Raw genomic sequence first — 16,188 nt, forward strand, 5'->3', positions numbered from 1 at the left:
GCCATGCGTGCGGTGGTGCAGCGCGTGCTCAACGCCGGCGTGACGGTCGACGGCGAGTGCGTGGGCCGCATTGGACGCGGCTACCTGGTGCTGCTGGGTGTGGGCCATGGCGATACGCGTGCCGAGGCCGACAAGCTGTGGGGCAAGCTCCGCGGGCTGCGTATCAACGAGGACGAGAACGGCAAGACCAATCTGGCACTTGCCGATGTCGACGGCGAGGTGCTCGTGGTGTCGCAGTTCACGCTGTTCGCCGACTGCCGCCACGGTCGCCGTCCGTCGTTTACGGATGCCGGCGCACCCGATGTTGCCAACGAGCTCTACGAGTACTTCCTGACGCTTGTGCACGAGGACGTTGAGCATGTGGCGCACGGTATCTTTGGCGCCGACATGAAGGTCGACCTGGTCAACGACGGCCCATTCACCATCGTCTTGGACACCGACAACCTTTAGGTTACGCGGTTTTACCAAACCGCGTAACAACTGGTCATGCGAGGTTGTCGTCTGGTACGTATTTGGGACGGGGCTTATTTAGCTACTTGCGTATGGCCACAACAGGGTGCTATAGTATTAGAGTTTTGTCTATCTTAGGGGTATTATCCCCTTTTTGAATTGCACCTTCTGGAGGCCCTGTTCATGGAAGAGATGGAAGTCAATCACGTCGACGACATCCACGAGAAGCTGACCGATATGGTGGGCGATCGCGTCAAGGTGAAGGCCAACATGGGCCGCACCCGCGTTGTCGAGCGCATGGGCACCATCAAGAGCGTCCACCCCGCCGTCTTTATCGTCGAGGTCGACGAGCGTCGCGGTCGCAAGTCGCGTCAGTCCTACCAGTACATCGATGTCCTCACCGGTCAGGTCGAGCTGTTCGACCCCGAGAGCGGCGAGCATATCTTTACCCCGCTCGGCAATCAGCTCGAGGAGCATTAACGGTGACCGATTGGTCCCTGACTCTTTCCGCGCCGGCAAAGATTAACCTCTACCTGGGGGTTCATACCGAGCGCGATGACCGCGGCTACCACAGGGTCGATTCCCTGATGGCGGCCGTCGGTCTTTCCGATACCGTGACGGTCACGCCGGCGCAGGCGCTGACCGTCCAGACGGTTCCGGCATCAGATTTTCCCATGCAAAAGAATACGGCGTATCGGGCTGCGGTTGCTATGGCCGAGCATTATGGTCGCGAGGCAAACATCTGCGTGACGATTGAGAAGCGCATTCCATTGTGCGCCGGCTTGGGCGGCCCCTCGACGGATGCGGCCGCGGTCATTGTCGCCTTGGCGGAGCTCTGGGGCATTGATCGCACCGACCCAGCGCTCGACGATATTGCGCGAGGCATTGGTGCTGACGTCCCGTTCTTTTTGCACGCGAGTCCTGCGTTCTACGTAGGTGGGGGGGACGTGCTGGCAACTGAGTACCCCGCGCTGCCCGCGACGCCCGTCGTGCTGGTCAAGCCGCGCGAGGCAAGTGTTTCGACAATTGAAGCCTATCGACGTTTTGACGAGGCCTCGGTGCCTGCGGACAAGCCCGGCGCGATAGCTTCTGCCTTGCGTGCTGGTGATGCCGAGACGGCATATGCACTCATCCATAACAACCTTGGTGTCATTTCCGCACAGATGGAGTCGCAGATTCAAACGGTTCTCGACTGGCTGCGTAAACAGGACGGAACCGTTGCTGTAGATGTGTGCGGATCGGGTGCCTGCTCGTTTGCCATTTGCGACACCGCTGCCACGGCCGAAAGGCTTGCCGATGCTGCCCAGCAAAATGGCTGGTGGGCCTGCGCGACTGAGCTTATTCCCAACACGGTTCAAATCGACGCGCCAAAGAAATAAAAATTTCTCTAGCACGCGGCGAAAATCTTTGTTACTATAGTCGAGCTAACGGGTTGTGGCTCAGTTTGGTAGAGCACTGCGTTCGGGACGCAGGGGTCGCTGGTTCAAATCCAGTCAACCCGACCAGAGCATGAGGAGGGACCGCTTCTTGCGGTCCCTTTTTTTAGCTAGTGTTGTGATACCGCGATACCCGCGGTATACTCATTCGAGCTTGTCTCGCTGTATTGTGGAGGTCTACATGTTTGGACTGAGGGCTCCTGAGCTCATCATTATTCTCGTCGTTGTCCTGATTATCTTCGGGCCCAAGAACCTGCCGAAGCTCGGCAAGTCCCTCGGCTCTACCGTCAAGAATATCCGCGAGGGTATGGAGGGCGACGATAAGGCCGAGACCAAGCAGGCCGAGGAGGTCGTGGTCGAGCAGTCCGAGGAGGACAAGGAGATCGCTGAGCTCGAGGCCAAGCTCGCTGCTGCCAAGAAGAAGCAGGCAGAGGACAGCGACGCGGACGCAGAGTAGTCCCATCCCTTTGGGGTGAGCACCTGACCGGCTTGCCCGCAGGCTAGCCGGTCTTTTTCGTTTTGTTGACAGTTGATTGTTTGATCAGAGTTGGGGAGATATCCGTATGGACGCAAGCCAGATCGTACTGACCGCTGAGGGCCGCCAGAAGCTCGTCGAGGAGCTCGCTTGGCGTGAGGGCGATTACGCCAAGGAGATCGTCGAGGACATCAAGGAAGCCCGCGCGTTCGGCGACCTTTCGGAGAACTCCGAGTACGACGCCGCTAAGGACAAGCAGGCCCAGAACGCCGCTCGTATTGCCGAGATCCAGGCCATCCTCGCCAACGCTCAGGTTGCTGCCACCACGGGCGACCTGACCGTCTCCATCGGTTCCACCGTTTCGCTGATTGATCCCAACGGCGAGGTCATGGAAGTCACGCTCGTCGGTACCACCGAGACCAACTCGCTCGAGCACAAGATTTCCAACGAGTCTCCGGTCGGTCACGCCATCATTGGTCACGGCGAGGGCGACTCCGTCGAGGTCGTTACGCCTTCCGGCAAGACTCGCGTCTACACCATCGCCAAGATCGCACGCTAGACCACGGTCCCGCGTAAAGGTATGTTTTCGCTCCCTGGGACCGAATCCTGGGGAGCGTTTTAGTTTGAGGAGCTAACTTATGGCAGAGAACCAGAACGCCGCCGATCAGGCATCGACGCTCAACGACGAGCGCGCCACCCGCCTGGCCAAGCGCGCCGCCCTGTTCGAGGCGGGCCAGAACCCCTATCCCGAGCACTCTGAGCTTGAGGACTACGTCGCCGATATCGAGACTAAGTACGCCGATCTTGCCGATGGTGAGGACACCGAGGATGTCGTGAAGATCGCCGGCCGTGTGGTCGCCAAGCGCGGTCAGGGCAAGATCATGTTCATCGTCGTGCGCGATGCGACTGCCGAGATTCAGCTGTTCTGCCGCATCAACGACATGGACGAGGCCGCCTGGAATACGCTCAAGGCCCTCGACCTGGGCGACATCCTGGGCGTGACCGGCGTGGTCGTGCGCACCCAGCGCGGCCAGCTTTCCGTTGCCCCTAAGAGCGCGACCCTGCTTTCCAAGGCCGTTCGTCCGCTGCCCGAGAAGTTCCACGGTCTTTCCGACAAGGAGACCCGCTATCGCCAGCGCTATGTCGATCTGATCGCCAACGACGACGTTCGTGAGACCTTCCGTAAGCGTTCGCAGATTCTCTCCACCTTCCGTCGCTTTATGGAGTCCGACGGCTACATGGAGGTCGAGACCCCCATCCTGCAGACCATCCAGGGCGGCGCTACGGCTAAGCCGTTCATCACGCACTTCAACGCGCTCGATCAGGAGTGCTACCTGCGTATTGCCACCGAGCTCCATCTCAAGCGCTGCATCGTCGGTGGTTTTGAGCGCGTGTTCGAGATCGGCCGCATCTTCCGTAACGAGGGCATGGACCTTACCCACAACCCCGAGTTCACCACGATGGAGGCCTACCGTGCCTTCTCAGACCTCGAGGGCATGAAGGCGCTCGCCCAGGGTGTCATTAAGGCGGCTAACAAGGCCATCGGCAACCCCGAGGTCATCGAGTACCAGGGCCAGACCATCGACCTTTCTGGTGAGTGGGCCAGCCGTCCCATGACCGACATCGTCTCCGACGTGCTCGGCAAGCAGGTCACCATCGACACGCCGGTCGAGGAGCTTGCTGCCGCCGCGCGCGAGAAGGGCCTGGAGATCAAGCCCGAGTGGACTGCCGGCAAGATCATCGCCGAGATTTACGATGAGCTGGGCGAGGACACCATCGTCAACCCGACCTTCGTGTGCGATTACCCCATCGAGGTCAGCCCGCTCGCTAAGCGTTTTGAGGACGACCCGCGTTTGACTCACCGCTTTGAGCTGGTCATCGCCGGCCACGAGTACGCCAACGCATTCTCCGAGCTCAACGACCCGGTCGACCAGGCTGAGCGCTTTGCTGCCCAGATGGCCGAGAAGGCCGGCGGCGACGATGAGGCTATGGAGTATGACGAGGACTACGTGCGCGCCCTCGAGTACGGTATGCCTCCCGCGGGCGGCATTGGCATTGGTATCGACCGCGTGGTCATGCTGCTTACTAACCAGGCTTCTATCCGCGACGTCCTGCTGTTCCCGCACATGAAGCCCGAGAAGGGTTTCCAGTCCGGTGCCGCTGCCGCCAAGGCTGCAGAGGCCGGCAACGCCGCGAGCCCATTCGTTAAGTCGCTTAAGCCCACGCTCGATTACTCCAAGATCGCCGTTGAGCCGCTGTTTGAGGAGTTCGTCGACTTTGATACCTTCTCCAAGAGCGATTTCCGCGCTGTGAAGGTCAAGGCATGCGAGGCCGTCAAGAAGTCCAAGAAGCTGCTGAACTTTACGCTCGACGACGGTACCGGTACCGACCGCACCATCCTCTCCGGTATTCACGCTTATTACGAGCCCGAGGACCTGGTCGGCAAGACCTTGCTCGCCATCACCAACCTGCCTCCGCGCAAGATGATGGGCATCCCCAGCTGCGGCATGCTCATCAGTGCCATCCACGAGGAGGATGGTGAGGAGCGCCTCAACCTGATCCAGCTCGACGCCTCCATCCCCGCCGGCGCAAAGATGTATTAAGAGTTACGCGGTTCTACGAACCGCGTAACGGCTCGACGCTGCGCGGGCCGCATTTGGACAATCTGACGTTCAACTTCAAGGGCGCGACCTAGGTGGTTACGCGGGTTTACCAACCCGCGTAACCAGTTGACGCTGCGCGCCGCCCAGGGCGACAATTTGTCATTCAAAAGGTAAGGCATGACCAGAAGGTCTATGCCTTGCCTTTTTCATGCCAACTTGTTCGCCCTGGACGTCGCTTGCTGTCCGTCCTCTACCTGCGGCGTTGACTTGGTTGACACTTAGAACATCGATGTAGTCATTGGGGACGTTCTTAAACGACTGCCCAACGGCTGTTGAGCACATGGCTCGCATGACAGCCGTCTCTTTTATGTTTCCTTTAGCCGTTGCTGCCTAGGATGGGGGTTAGTCGGTAGGAAGGGAGCGTCTATATGGACGACGCGAGCGAGCGTGCAATCGAAGAGGACATGCTCGATCAGTTCAATTACTTTGATGATGAGGATGAGGAGCTAATCGATCGTCGCGAGCCGGCATCGCTTGACTCATTTGATCTGGTCGATGAAGAGCCCGACGAGGACGAGGGCGAATTAACGGAGCCCCCACAGCCTTCGCGCCTTGACTCGCTGCTTTCGAGAGCCCCCATGCACCACGGCGTTCGTGCCGGCGCGCTCCATATGAAAACTGACTGGCACCAGATCGTGACGGCAGGCGATGAGCTTGCCGTCGATGCGCCACTCACCGATAAGTCATCCATCATCTGCCGCACTGGCATGCTTATGCTGGCAAGCGGAACAGGTGCCTGGCGCGTGCGCGATACCATGAATCGTGTTGCTGCCGTACTCGGCGTCACGATTCACGTCGACCTGAGTCTTCTGTCGTTTGAGTGCACTTGCATCGAAGATGGCCACTGCTTTAACGAGGTTGTCAGCCTGCCCACAACGGGAGTCAATACCCATCGCATTTGGATGATGGAGAGTTTCCTCAAGGAAATCGAGACCTATGGTCGTCGCTTCACGGTACACGAGTATCACGAGATGCTCAAGACCGTTGAGAGTTCAAAACCCGATTACTCTCCCTGGCAACAGGGCCTTGCGGCAGCTTGTGCTTGCGGCGCCTTCGTCTTTTTGCTCGGCGGCGGCCCTATCGAGATGGCCTGCGCGTTTGTGGGCGCGGGTGTCGGCAACTTTGCCCGCTCCCATATTCTCAAGCAAGGCCTTGGTCAGTTCAGCGCGCTGACGACCGGCGTTGCGCTCGCTTGCGTTTCGTATCTGCTGGCATTGCTCGGCCTTGGCCAGGTCGTACCGGGGGCAATGTCGCACCAAGAAGGCTATATCGGCGCCATGCTCTTTGTGATTCCCGGCTTTCCGCTCATTACGGCAGGCCTCGACATCGCTAAGCTCGACATGCGAAGTGGTATCGAGCGCCTGTCATATGCCGTATCGATTATTGTGATGGCGACGCTCGTAGGTTGGATGGTTGCCGAGTGTGTTGGCCTGGCGCCGGACGACTTTGCGCCGCTCGGCCTTTCGCCGCTTGCTCTTACGCTCCTGCGCGTGGTGATGAGCTTCGTTGGCGTATTCGGCTTCTCGGTGATGTTCAACAGCCCGGTAAAGATGGCCGCGGCAGCTGGGCTGATCGGCGCCGTGTCCAATACCCTGCGTCTGACCCTTGTCGATGCGCCGACGATGATTCCCTTCCTGGGCCTCAGCACGGGAATGCCTCCCGAGGCAGCAGCGTTTATCGGCGCGCTGGTATCGGGTCTGCTGGCAAGCTTGGCCGAAGTCAAGCTCACCTACCCGCGCATCGCCCTCACGGTGCCTTCGATTGTCATTATGGTGCCGGGCTTGTATCTGTATCGCTCGATGTATTACATGTGCACCTTCGACACGGTCAATATGCTCGGCTGGTTTGTGCGCGCAGTGCTCATCGTAGCGTTTCTGCCCGTTGGACTGGGTGTGGCGCGTACGCTCACCGACCCTCGCTGGCGCCACACCAGCTAATTGGTACAAGGGGGACAGGTTACTTTGCACCAAATGAGTTGCGGTGAAATAGGGACTGAATTGCTGCTTAAAGGGTCAAAACAGTCCGTATTCCACCGCAACTTATGGGGTCGGGGGATTATCGGTGCCCTGCATCTTCATAAACTCAACGCTTACGAAGCGCATGCGTTTCGTGCTAGGCTGGTTCCACCACATAAGTAGTCGCAGACGCGCGTACCACGGGCGGGCGAGATGAAGTTCCAACAGCTCCATCTTGCCCGCCCGTTTTTGTTGCGTGGCGCCGCGGTACAACACAGAGAGGAATCTGCCCTTTATGCCTATCAACAAACGAGAGAGCCTGCTGTTCACCTTTATCATGTGCTTTTGCATGGTGCTCTGGATGAGCATCTACAACGTTGCCCTGCAGCACGGGGCCATCAACGGCGAGGTCGTTGCCACTGCGTGGCTCGGCTTCCCCGTTGCCTACATTTTTGCCATGTGCTGCGACTGGTTCGTCGCCAGCCCGCTCGCCAAGGGTTTCGCCTTTAAGTACTTGGTCACGCCGGGCAAGAGCTCGCCACTTGCCATGACGCTCGCCGTCAGCTCCTGCATGGTCGTTCCCATGGTCATCATCATGTCGCTGTACGGTGCCTGTGAGGGTCTGACGCACATGCCCGGCGGCATCCTTGCGAACCTGTATTCCGTGCCCGCGATCTGGATGATCAACATCCCGCATAATTTTGTGATGGCGCTGCCGTGGAACCTTTTGGTAGCCGGTCCGATTTCCCGCTTCGTCTTCCGTCGCGCCTTCCCTGTGGGGACGGTTTTCGAGGAGGAGCATGCCGAGCTCTTGGAGCAGGCTATGGCTCCTGAGTGCGAGTAGCTCGCTTAGGGATCTGCTGAGCGCGGGCGACTTGCTTGGTTGGAGCCCAAAGCGTGGATAGCTCTCTCGGCGACATCGCGGGCGTGAGCGGTGCGCATGACCGGAGGGCCCGTGCTGCTCCGTTGCCCGACGTGCTAGCGCGCAGAACAATCTGTTGGTGCATTCGGCGGCTGCTGAAGCGTTTCGGCAGCCGCTTTTTATACGGAGTTTAAATACAACAGTCTGTTGTATTACGTAGAGTGGTATATCTCTAGCGGGAAAAATGCGAGAGACGGAGCATTATGGCGTTGCTAGTAGGACTGGACGTAGGGTCGACGACGACCAAAGTTTACGCGATGCACGAGGATATGACCGAGGCGTGGTGGGGATATCGCCGCCACGGGGCGTGTCAGACAGCGAGCGTGCGCGCCATGCTCGGCGAGCTCGCCGAGCGCTTTCCCCATGAGTCACTGCGCGTTGCGGTGACCGGCTCGGGTGCGCGCGATATCGCGACCGCGCTGGGCGCCTCGTACGTTCAGGAGGTGGTCGCCAACGCGCTCGCGATCAGCAGGTTCTATCCGCAGACGCGCTGCGCCATCGAGCTGGGCGGCCAAGACGCCAAGATGATCTTCTTCCGCACCAACGATAAGGGAGACATCGAGGTTGCCGACATGCGCATGAACGGTTCGTGCGCAGGCGGTACCGGTGCATTTATCGACGAGATGGCAAAGCTCATGGGGGTCGGCACCGAATCGGGCGAGTTCGAGCAGCTCGCAAGCCGGGGAACGACCGTCCACGAGGTCTCGGGCCGCTGCGGCGTGTACGCAAAGACCGATATCCAGCCGCTGCTCAACGAGGGCATTCCTACCACCGACCTGGCGCTTTCGGCGCTTCACGCGGTCGCCCGCCAAACGATCGGCGGTCTGGCCCAGGGTATCGACATCGAGCCGCCGGTAATCTTCGAGGGCGGTACGCTCGCCTACAACCCCACGCTGGTCCGCGTGTTCCGGGAGCAACTGAATCTATCGGACGATCAGGTTATCGTCCCGCGCGATCCGCAGATCATGGTCGCGCGCGGTGCCGCCCTGTCGCTGACCGACATGTTCGCATCGTCCCAACCGATCGACCTTCCCGACGCTTTTGTCCGGCTGGATAAGCTCGAGACGGTCGCGCCCGCAAGCGGGGAGGGACGTCTTGCCCAGCCCTTTTTTGCCACACCTGCCGAGCAGGCGGATTTTACGGCACGCCATGGCAAAGAGACGCCGGCAAAGGGTCCGGATGCGTATGCGCCCGGAGAGACGGTGCGTGTGGCGCTCGGTATCGATTCGGGGAGCACGACGACCAAGTTCGCCCTGGTCGATGAGGCGGGTGAGCTTGTCGATTCGTTCTACGCGTCTAATAACGGCAGACCGCTCGACGTCGCCCAACAGGGTCTTGTCAGCTTGAAGAACCGCTGGGAGACAGCGGGAGTCACGCTTGCGATCGATGCCGTGGGCACCACGGGATACGGCGAGGAGCTTTTCGCGCGCGCGTTCCACGCCGACTACCATACGGTCGAGACGGTCGCGCACGCCCGCGCCGCGTGCGCATGCGTTCCCGATGCGACCTTCGTGCTCGACATCGGCGGACAGGATATGAAGGCCATCTGGCTCAACCACGGCGTGCTGACCGATATCGTCGTCAACGAGGCGTGCTCTGCGGGCTGCGGCTCGTTCCTCGAGGGTTTTGCCAAAAACCTCGGAATAGCCGTTGAGGATATCGCGACCGAGGCATTTTCGTCCAAAGCCCCCGCCGTTCTCGGCAGCCGCTGCACGGTGTTCATGAACAGCAGCGTCGTTTCCGAGCAGCGGCGCGGTAAGGGTCCGGGCGACATCATGGCCGGTCTCTGCCGTTCGATTATCGAGAACGTGTTCACCAAGGTCATTCGCGTTTCAAATCTCAACCGTCTGGGCGACAAAGTCGTCGTCCAGGGCGGCACGTTCCGAAACGACGCGGTGCTGCGCGCATTCGAGCAGTATCTGGGCAAACCCGTCACGCGTGCGCCCCACCCGGGGCTGATGGGCGCTATCGGTATCGCCCTGCTCGCGCGCGAGGAATGCCGCAAGGGCGACGCCGGCACGTCGTTTATCGGGCTCGATGCCGTGGAGCGCTTCGAGCATCGCGAGTTCGGCGGCGTTACCTGCCGTCGGTGCAACAACCGCTGCCAGCGCGCGGTCGTGGCATTTGGCGACGGCTCGCTTTACGTCACGGGCAATCGCTGCCCGCGCGGCGGCGCCATCTCATGGGATGAGCTCGTGCGCGAGGTTCCCGCGGCGGAGGAGCTGCGTCCGCAGGGTACTTGCGAGGCACAGGCACCCGGCACGGGGCGCGACCGGACCGCGGCTGCCCCCAATCTCTTTGTCGACCGCGAGAAGCTGCTGTTCGAGTCGTACCCCACGGTTCCCGTCTGCGGGGGGCGCGATGTCACGATCGGCATTCCCCGTGTGCTCGAGTTCTGGGACACCATGCCGTTCTGGTCGACGTTCTTCAGCACGCTCGGCTTTAAGGTGCGCGTCTCGGGACGCAGCACCAAGGCGATGTACGAGCGCGGTCTGGCGCACGTCACATCCGACACCGTGTGCTTCCCGGCCAAGCTCGTCCACGGGCACATCCGCAATCTCGTCGACGCCGGCGTCGACCGCATCTTCATGCCCATCATCACGACGGTGCCCACCGAAAACACCGCCTCTACCAGCGAGTGGATGTGCGCCGTCGTAAAGGGATACCCCTACGTGATGCGCAATTCCGATAACCCGGAGGAGCGTTTCGGCGTTCCGTTCGATACGCCGCTGTTCCACTGGTACGACGAGGGCGACCGAAACCGCCAGCTCAAGGCGTGGTGCAAGGAGACCTTCGATATCGATGCCGACCTGGTTGCCAAGGCGACCGAGCAGGCGGACCGCGCGCAGCAGACGTTTGAGAACCAGCTGCAGCTGCGCGGCAGGCAGGTGCTCGAGAACGTGCGCGAGGACGGCGGCTACGCGGTGGTGATCGCTTCGCGCCCGTACCACAACGACCCGCTGGTCAACCACGGGCTGCCCAAGCTCTTCTCTGAGCGCGGCATCCCCGTGCTGACGCCCGATGCGGTGCCGGGGGTCTACAACGTCGATCTTTCCAACAGCCGCATCGACATCGTGAACAACTACCATGCGCGCATGCTGTCGTGCGCGGTCATCGTCGCATCGACGCCCGAGCTCGAGCTCGTGCAGATGGGCAGCTTCGGCTGCGGCCACGATGCGTATCTCACCGACGAGATCGCGCGCATGATGGGCGAGATGGGCTCCAAGGTTCCGATGATGATCAAGCTCGATGAGAGCGACGTCGCCGGTCCCATGGGCATTCGCGTGCGTTCGTTTATCGAGTCGGTCAACCGTCGTCGCGCGGAGGAGCGTGCCGAGGGCGCCCGGGTGCACGCGGTCCATCCGCTCGACGACCCGTATAAGGTCAAGTACACCAAGCGCGACCGGCACGACAAGATCGCGCTGGTCCCCAACACCTCCCATGCGTTCTGCAGGCTCATGACCGCGGCGATGCGCAATCAGGGCGTGCGCGCCGAGGCCCTTGATATCGGGCGCGAGGATGCCATCCGCCTGGGCAAACGCTATGTGCACAACGACATCTGCTTCCCCGCGCAAATCGTGATCGGCGAGGCGCTCGCGGCACTCGAGAGCGGTAAGTACGACCCGCACGACGTCGCCGTGGTGACTGGCAAGTATATCGGCGACTGCCGCCTGACGCACTACATGCCCCTGCTGCGCCGCGCGCTCGACGACGCGGGATACGACTATGTCCCGGTGCTCACCAACGACGACGTCGATGCCCACAATGCGCATCCGGGCTTCAAGCTCGGCCTTGGCCCGAGCATCCAGATCGCCTACGGTCTTCCCATGATCGATGCCCTCGAGGCCATGCTTAGGCGCATCCGTCCCTACGAGCTCGAGAAGGGCGCGGCGGACGCTGCGTTCGACCGCGCGCTCGATGAGGTTATCGAGGGCATGGAGCGCTCCGGGCTGAGAGGCCAGGCGACGGGCTTCAAACGCGCGCTTGCGATCATGGACGCCGTTCCGTACGACCGCTCGAACCCGCATCCGACCGTTCTCATCGTGGGCGAGTACCTGCTCAATTTCCATCTCGGCGCCAACCACGAGATCGAGCGCTACCTCGAGGACAACGGGCTCGAGGTCATCGAGGCGCGCATGACCGACGTGATCCGCAAGACCTATTTCTACAAGCATGCGCAGTCGCGCGAGTTCCACGTCGACCTGTCGCTGCCCGAAAAGGCCTGGTACGCCACGGCGGACAACCTGTTCGAGCTCGCGCACGACCGTTGCGACCGCCTGGGCGCGGCGAGCCCGCTCTACGAGCCGCCGACGCGCATGCCCGAGCTCGTGCGCGCGAGCGATAAGATCCTGCACCATACGTTCGATGCGGGCGAGGGCGTGCTGATTCCGGCGGAGATCCTCGAGCACGCCAAGCGCGGCTGCCGCAACTTCGTGATCCTGCAGCCGTTCGGGTGTCTGCCCAACCATGTCGTGGGGCGCGGGCTCATCCATGCGCTCAAGGAGCAGTATCCCACGGCGCAGTTCCTGCCGCTCGACTACGATCCCGACGTGAGCTTCGCCAACGTGGAGAACCGTCTTCAGATGCTCATCATGAACGCCAAGGCGCAGGGGTGCGGTGAGGCGCATGGCGAGACCGCGTAAGGACGCCGATGCGCCCGATGCACGCACCCGTATCATCGAGGCGTTTTGGGAGCTCATCGAGAACAACAGCATCTTCGAGCTGTCGGTTGGCGAGGTGACCCGCGCCGCCCGGTGCAATCGCGGAACGTTTTACTACTATTTTCACGATTTCGATGAACTCGTCGCCATCGCCATAGCCCAACTGCTACAGGATAACGAGCTCATCACCGATGCCCTCTGGCATTTTTCGAGCGAGGGCGACCTTTCGGCGTTCGACCGGCGCGACGTCCGCTGCCTGCTGCGGCGCATCGTCATCACCATGAGGGCGGGTGCCGCCGAGCAGGTCGTACAGGGCATCCATACGATCATCATCGACCGCGTGAGAGAGATCGTCCACCCCGACGGAGAAGAGCTCAAGGCGGATTCGAGCTTTGCGGTGGGCTTTCTGGTCTCGGGCATCATGGACTTTGTGATGGCGGTCGGCTTTGCCCGGGAGGGCGGCGAGGAGATAGACCTCGAGCAGCTGGGGGACAGCGCGTGCGCGTACCTGAGGGCGGTCGCCATGCAGACGGTGGAAACGGTCGCGCAAGTCGAGGGCGTCGATACATCCGAGCTGCTCGAACGCGTCTCCAAGGAGGCCGATGCCTATCGCGCATCGCGTGCGACGAGTCCCGACGTGGTGAAAGACGCCTAGGGTTTCTCTTGCGGGGCGCCTGTCGCGCATCGCGCGGTGAGTCCCGCGATGCGGTCATAACCTGCATTCATGTGAGCCGGGTTTATAGATATTCCTCCAGCTGTTAACATAGACAACCTGTGGGTAAAGAGACAAAAGCGCCGCCGACGGGCGGGCGTTTTGATTTCGATGAACTCATGTAAGGAAACGAGCATGTTAGATAGATTTACCGATCGAGCGCGCAAGGTCATGTCGATGGCCAAACAGGAGGCGCTCGATCTTCATTCAAATAAGGTGGGCACCGAGCACCTGCTGCTCGCGCTTGCCAAGGAGGACGAGGGCATTGCCGCCGAGGCACTGCGCTCGCTTGATATCTCCTACGACGACATCATGGACACCCTCAAGGAGGTCCAGACCACGGTTCCCGAGCCCAGTGAGGAGACCGAGGCGGCTAAGCTCGCCTTTACGCCGCTCGTCATTAGCGTTATGGAGCGTTCATTCCGCGTGGCGCGTGAGAATAACCAGACCTACGTGTCGACCGAGCACTTGCTGATCGGCATCGTCGAAGAGGGCAACGGCATGGCCATGGACATCCTCATGCGCCTGGGTGTGTCGTCCGCCTCTATCAAAAAGGCTATCGAGAAACTCACTGCCAAGGACCAGGACAAGAAGCGTCCGCTCGCCGGCGCCGGTGCCGGGCGTCCCGGTGCGGGCCTGCCGTTCTTTAGCGGCTCGGATGCCTCTCAGCAAAAGGGGAGTGGCACCGATACGCTTAAGCAGTTCGCGACCAACCTCACGCAGAAGGCGCGCGATGGCGAGCTCGACCCTGTAATTGGTCGCGAAAAGGAAGTCCAGCGTATGATGGAAATTCTTTCGCGCCGCACCAAGAACAACCCGCTCATTCTGGGCGACCCCGGCGTGGGCAAGACGGCCATCGTCGAGGGCCTGGCTCAGCAGATTGCAGCCGGCAACGTGCCCGAGAACCTCATGAACCAGAATATCTGGACGCTCGACCTGCCGGGCCTCGTGGCGGGTGCCAAGTATCGCGGCGAGTTTGAGGAGCGCCTCAAGAACGTGATCCAAGAGGCCACCGAAGCCGACGACGTCATCCTGTTTATCGACGAGATGCACACCATCATCGGTGCCGGTTCTGCTGAGGGCTCCATCGACGCGAGCTCTATGCTCAAGCCCGTGCTCGCGCGCGGTGCCTTCCAGATTATCGGCGCCACCACGGCCGAGGAATTCCGCAAGTACCTCACCAAGGACCCGGCCTTCGAGCGTCGCTTCCAGACCATCGATGTCGAGGAGCCGAGCGTCGAGGACACGGTCAAGATCCTGACCGCGCTCAAGCCGCGCTACGAGGAGCACCACCATGTGCGCTATACGCAGGGTGCTATCGAGGCCGCCGCGAACCTTTCCAACCGCTACATCCAGGATCGCTTCCTGCCCGATAAGGCCATCGACCTCATTGACGAGGCCGGTGCCCGCGCTCGCATCGCCGCGAATCGCGCGCCCGAGCCGGTGCGCGAGGCCGAGCATCGCATAGAGGAGCTCAAGGCCGCCGCGCAGGAGGCCACCGAGAGCGACGACATGAACAAGGCCGCCGAGATTACCGAGCGGCAGAAGGCCGCCGAGATTGAGCTCGCCGAGGCCAAGGCCGCCTGGACCGCCGAGCTCGACGCCAGCCCGCTCACCATCGATGTGAGTCAGATCGCCGATATCGTGTCCGTGACCTCGGGCGTGCCGGTGTCCTCGCTTACCGAGAGCGAGAGCCGTCGCCTGCTACAGGCCGAAAGCGTGCTCAAGACCCGCATTATCGGCCAGGACGAGGCCGTCGAGGCCGTTGCCAAGGCCGTGCGCCGCAGTCGCTCGCCGCTCAAGGATCCGCGTCGCCCCGGCGGCAGCTTTATCTTCCTGGGCCCCACCGGCACGGGCAAGACCGAGCTCGCCAAGACGCTCGCCGAGTATCTCTTTGGCAGCAAGGACGCGCTCATCAGCTTCGACATGTCGGAGTTCGGCAGCGAGTTCGAGGTCTCCAAGCTTATCGGTAGCCCTCCGGGTTACGTCGGTCACGACGAGGGCGGCCAGCTCACCAAGGCTGTTCGTCGCCACCCGTACTCGGTCGTGCTGTTCGATGAGATCGAGAAGGCGCACCCCGACATCTTCAATATCCTGCTGCAGGTGCTGGAGGAGGGGCGTCTGACCGATAGCCAGGGCAAGACGGTCGATTTCCGCAATACGGTGATCATCATGACGTCAAACGTGGGCGCCCGCGAGATTGCGCAGGATACGAGCGTTGGCTTTGGCACCACCGGCGAGCAGGGTCTCACGTCGAGTGAGATCCGTGGTCGCGCGATGGGCGAGCTCAAGCGCCTGTTCCGCCCCGAGCTGCTCAACCGTATCGACGACATCGTGGTGTTCCAGAAGCTCTCGGGCGAGAATCTCACCAAGATCGCTCACCTGCTGGTGGACGACCTGCGTCAGCGTTTGATTGCCAACGGCATGAACATTAAGCTCACCGATGCGGCCTATGACAAGATCGTGGCCGAGGGCACCGACCTCACCAACGGTGCGCGTCCGCTGCGCCGTGCCATCCAAAAGCTCATCGAGGACCCGCTGTCCGAGGAGCTTCTGGCCGGCGAGTGGGGCGAGGGCGATACCGTCCTGTGCGACGTGACCGATGGCAAGTTTGTCTTTAGCCACGGCACGGGTGAGATCCCGGCACCGCGTCCGGCGGGCACGCTCGGTGGCGATACCGCTCCGGCGGCACCGCACACCGGCAACGCCGCGCCCGTGAGCGGCGGCGTGACCTCGGGCCCCGGCGGCATGATGCAAGCCGGTTCCGGCGCGTTGTAGGGCGTGGCGACAATTTGATACGCGCAATCGAGGCGCTCTGGCAAGGGCGCCTCGATTTGTAGAACTGCGAAGTTGTGACCGTTACGCTATGCGGTCCACCGTTAGCCGATGATGCGAGGGCGCTCGGCGTTTTCGA

Annotated in this window: 11 protein-coding genes and 1 tRNA gene; all 12 read left to right on the plus strand. The window is 61.4% G+C overall.

Annotation, left to right across the window (positions count from 1 at the left end):
* Positions 1-3: 3 nt before the first annotated feature.
* The 12 genes from dtd to ABHR63_RS01540 all read left to right on the plus strand — a co-directional run bounded on the left by dtd (position 4) and on the right by ABHR63_RS01540 (position 16,052).
* Positions 4-450 (plus strand): D-aminoacyl-tRNA deacylase, encoded by a 447-nt coding sequence (dtd, locus tag ABHR63_RS01485; RefSeq protein WP_148331907.1) that lies wholly within the window; start codon positions 4-6, stop codon positions 448-450.
* 183 nt (positions 451-633) lie between these two features.
* Positions 634-930, plus strand: coding sequence for a Veg family protein (locus ABHR63_RS01490; protein ID WP_006234957.1), 297 nt, complete (start codon positions 634-636; stop codon positions 928-930).
* Positions 931-932: 2 nt separating this feature from the next.
* Positions 933-1,829: a 4-(cytidine 5'-diphospho)-2-C-methyl-D-erythritol kinase gene (gene ispE / locus ABHR63_RS01495; RefSeq protein ID WP_346964774.1), complete on the plus strand. Its 897-nt coding sequence runs from the start codon at positions 933-935 to the stop codon at positions 1,827-1,829.
* A gap of 49 nt (positions 1,830-1,878) precedes the next feature.
* Positions 1,879-1,955 (plus strand) — tRNA-Pro (locus tag ABHR63_RS01500).
* 112 nt (positions 1,956-2,067) lie between these two features.
* Entirely contained in the window at positions 2,068-2,343 is a 276-nt protein-coding gene (gene tatA, locus ABHR63_RS01505) for a twin-arginine translocase TatA/TatE family subunit (protein WP_022094895.1), read from the plus strand.
* A gap of 106 nt (positions 2,344-2,449) precedes the next feature.
* A complete protein-coding gene (greA, locus tag ABHR63_RS01510; RefSeq protein WP_006234960.1) occupies positions 2,450-2,920 on the plus strand; it encodes a transcription elongation factor GreA in 471 nt (156 codons plus the stop codon).
* Positions 2,921-2,999: 79 nt separating this feature from the next.
* A complete protein-coding gene (lysS, locus tag ABHR63_RS01515) occupies positions 3,000-4,964 on the plus strand; it encodes a lysine--tRNA ligase (RefSeq protein ID WP_022094894.1) in 1,965 nt (654 codons plus the stop codon).
* 428 nt (positions 4,965-5,392) lie between these two features.
* Positions 5,393-6,961, plus strand: coding sequence for a threonine/serine exporter family protein (locus ABHR63_RS01520; RefSeq protein WP_346964773.1), 1,569 nt, complete (start codon positions 5,393-5,395; stop codon positions 6,959-6,961).
* Between the two features lie 313 nt (positions 6,962-7,274).
* Positions 7,275-7,823, plus strand: coding sequence for a DUF2798 domain-containing protein (locus ABHR63_RS01525; RefSeq protein WP_022094319.1), 549 nt, complete (start codon positions 7,275-7,277; stop codon positions 7,821-7,823).
* Positions 7,824-8,104: 281 nt separating this feature from the next.
* Entirely contained in the window at positions 8,105-12,544 is a 4,440-nt protein-coding gene (locus tag ABHR63_RS01530; protein WP_346964772.1) for an acyl-CoA dehydratase activase, read from the plus strand.
* Entirely contained in the window at positions 12,528-13,217 is a 690-nt protein-coding gene (locus ABHR63_RS01535) for a TetR/AcrR family transcriptional regulator (protein WP_055285228.1), read from the plus strand. Before ABHR63_RS01530 ends, ABHR63_RS01535 begins: the two co-directional genes overlap by 17 nt.
* Before the next feature lie 192 nt (positions 13,218-13,409).
* Positions 13,410-16,052 (plus strand): ATP-dependent Clp protease ATP-binding subunit, encoded by a 2,643-nt coding sequence (locus tag ABHR63_RS01540; RefSeq protein WP_346964771.1) that lies wholly within the window; start codon positions 13,410-13,412, stop codon positions 16,050-16,052.
* Positions 16,053-16,188: the final 136 nt, after the last annotated feature.

This window comes from Collinsella aerofaciens (assembly GCF_039752775.1).
GTDB classification, from domain to species: domain Bacteria; phylum Actinomycetota; class Coriobacteriia; order Coriobacteriales; family Coriobacteriaceae; genus Collinsella; species Collinsella aerofaciens_R.

Bases quoted from the DNA above. Each gene is read 5' to 3' on its own strand.
- greA (WP_006234960.1), top strand. From the start codon at position 2,450: ATGGACGCAAGCCAGATCGTACTGACCGCTGAGGGCCGCCAGAAGCTC.
- tatA (WP_022094895.1), top strand. From the start codon at position 2,068: ATGTTTGGACTGAGGGCTCCTGAGCTCATCATTATTCTCGTCGTTGTC.
- ABHR63_RS01525 (WP_022094319.1), top strand. From the start codon at position 7,275: ATGCCTATCAACAAACGAGAGAGCCTGCTGTTCACCTTTATCATGTGC.
- ABHR63_RS01540 (WP_346964771.1), top strand. From the start codon at position 13,410: ATGTTAGATAGATTTACCGATCGAGCGCGCAAGGTCATGTCGATGGCC.
- ABHR63_RS01520 (WP_346964773.1), top strand. From the start codon at position 5,393: ATGGACGACGCGAGCGAGCGTGCAATCGAAGAGGACATGCTCGATCAG.
- ABHR63_RS01530 (WP_346964772.1), top strand. From the start codon at position 8,105: ATGGCGTTGCTAGTAGGACTGGACGTAGGGTCGACGACGACCAAAGTT.
- ABHR63_RS01490 (WP_006234957.1), top strand. From the start codon at position 634: ATGGAAGAGATGGAAGTCAATCACGTCGACGACATCCACGAGAAGCTG.
- dtd (WP_148331907.1), top strand. From the start codon at position 4: ATGCGTGCGGTGGTGCAGCGCGTGCTCAACGCCGGCGTGACGGTCGAC.
- ABHR63_RS01535 (WP_055285228.1), top strand. From the start codon at position 12,528: ATGGCGAGACCGCGTAAGGACGCCGATGCGCCCGATGCACGCACCCGT.
- lysS (WP_022094894.1), top strand. From the start codon at position 3,000: ATGGCAGAGAACCAGAACGCCGCCGATCAGGCATCGACGCTCAACGAC.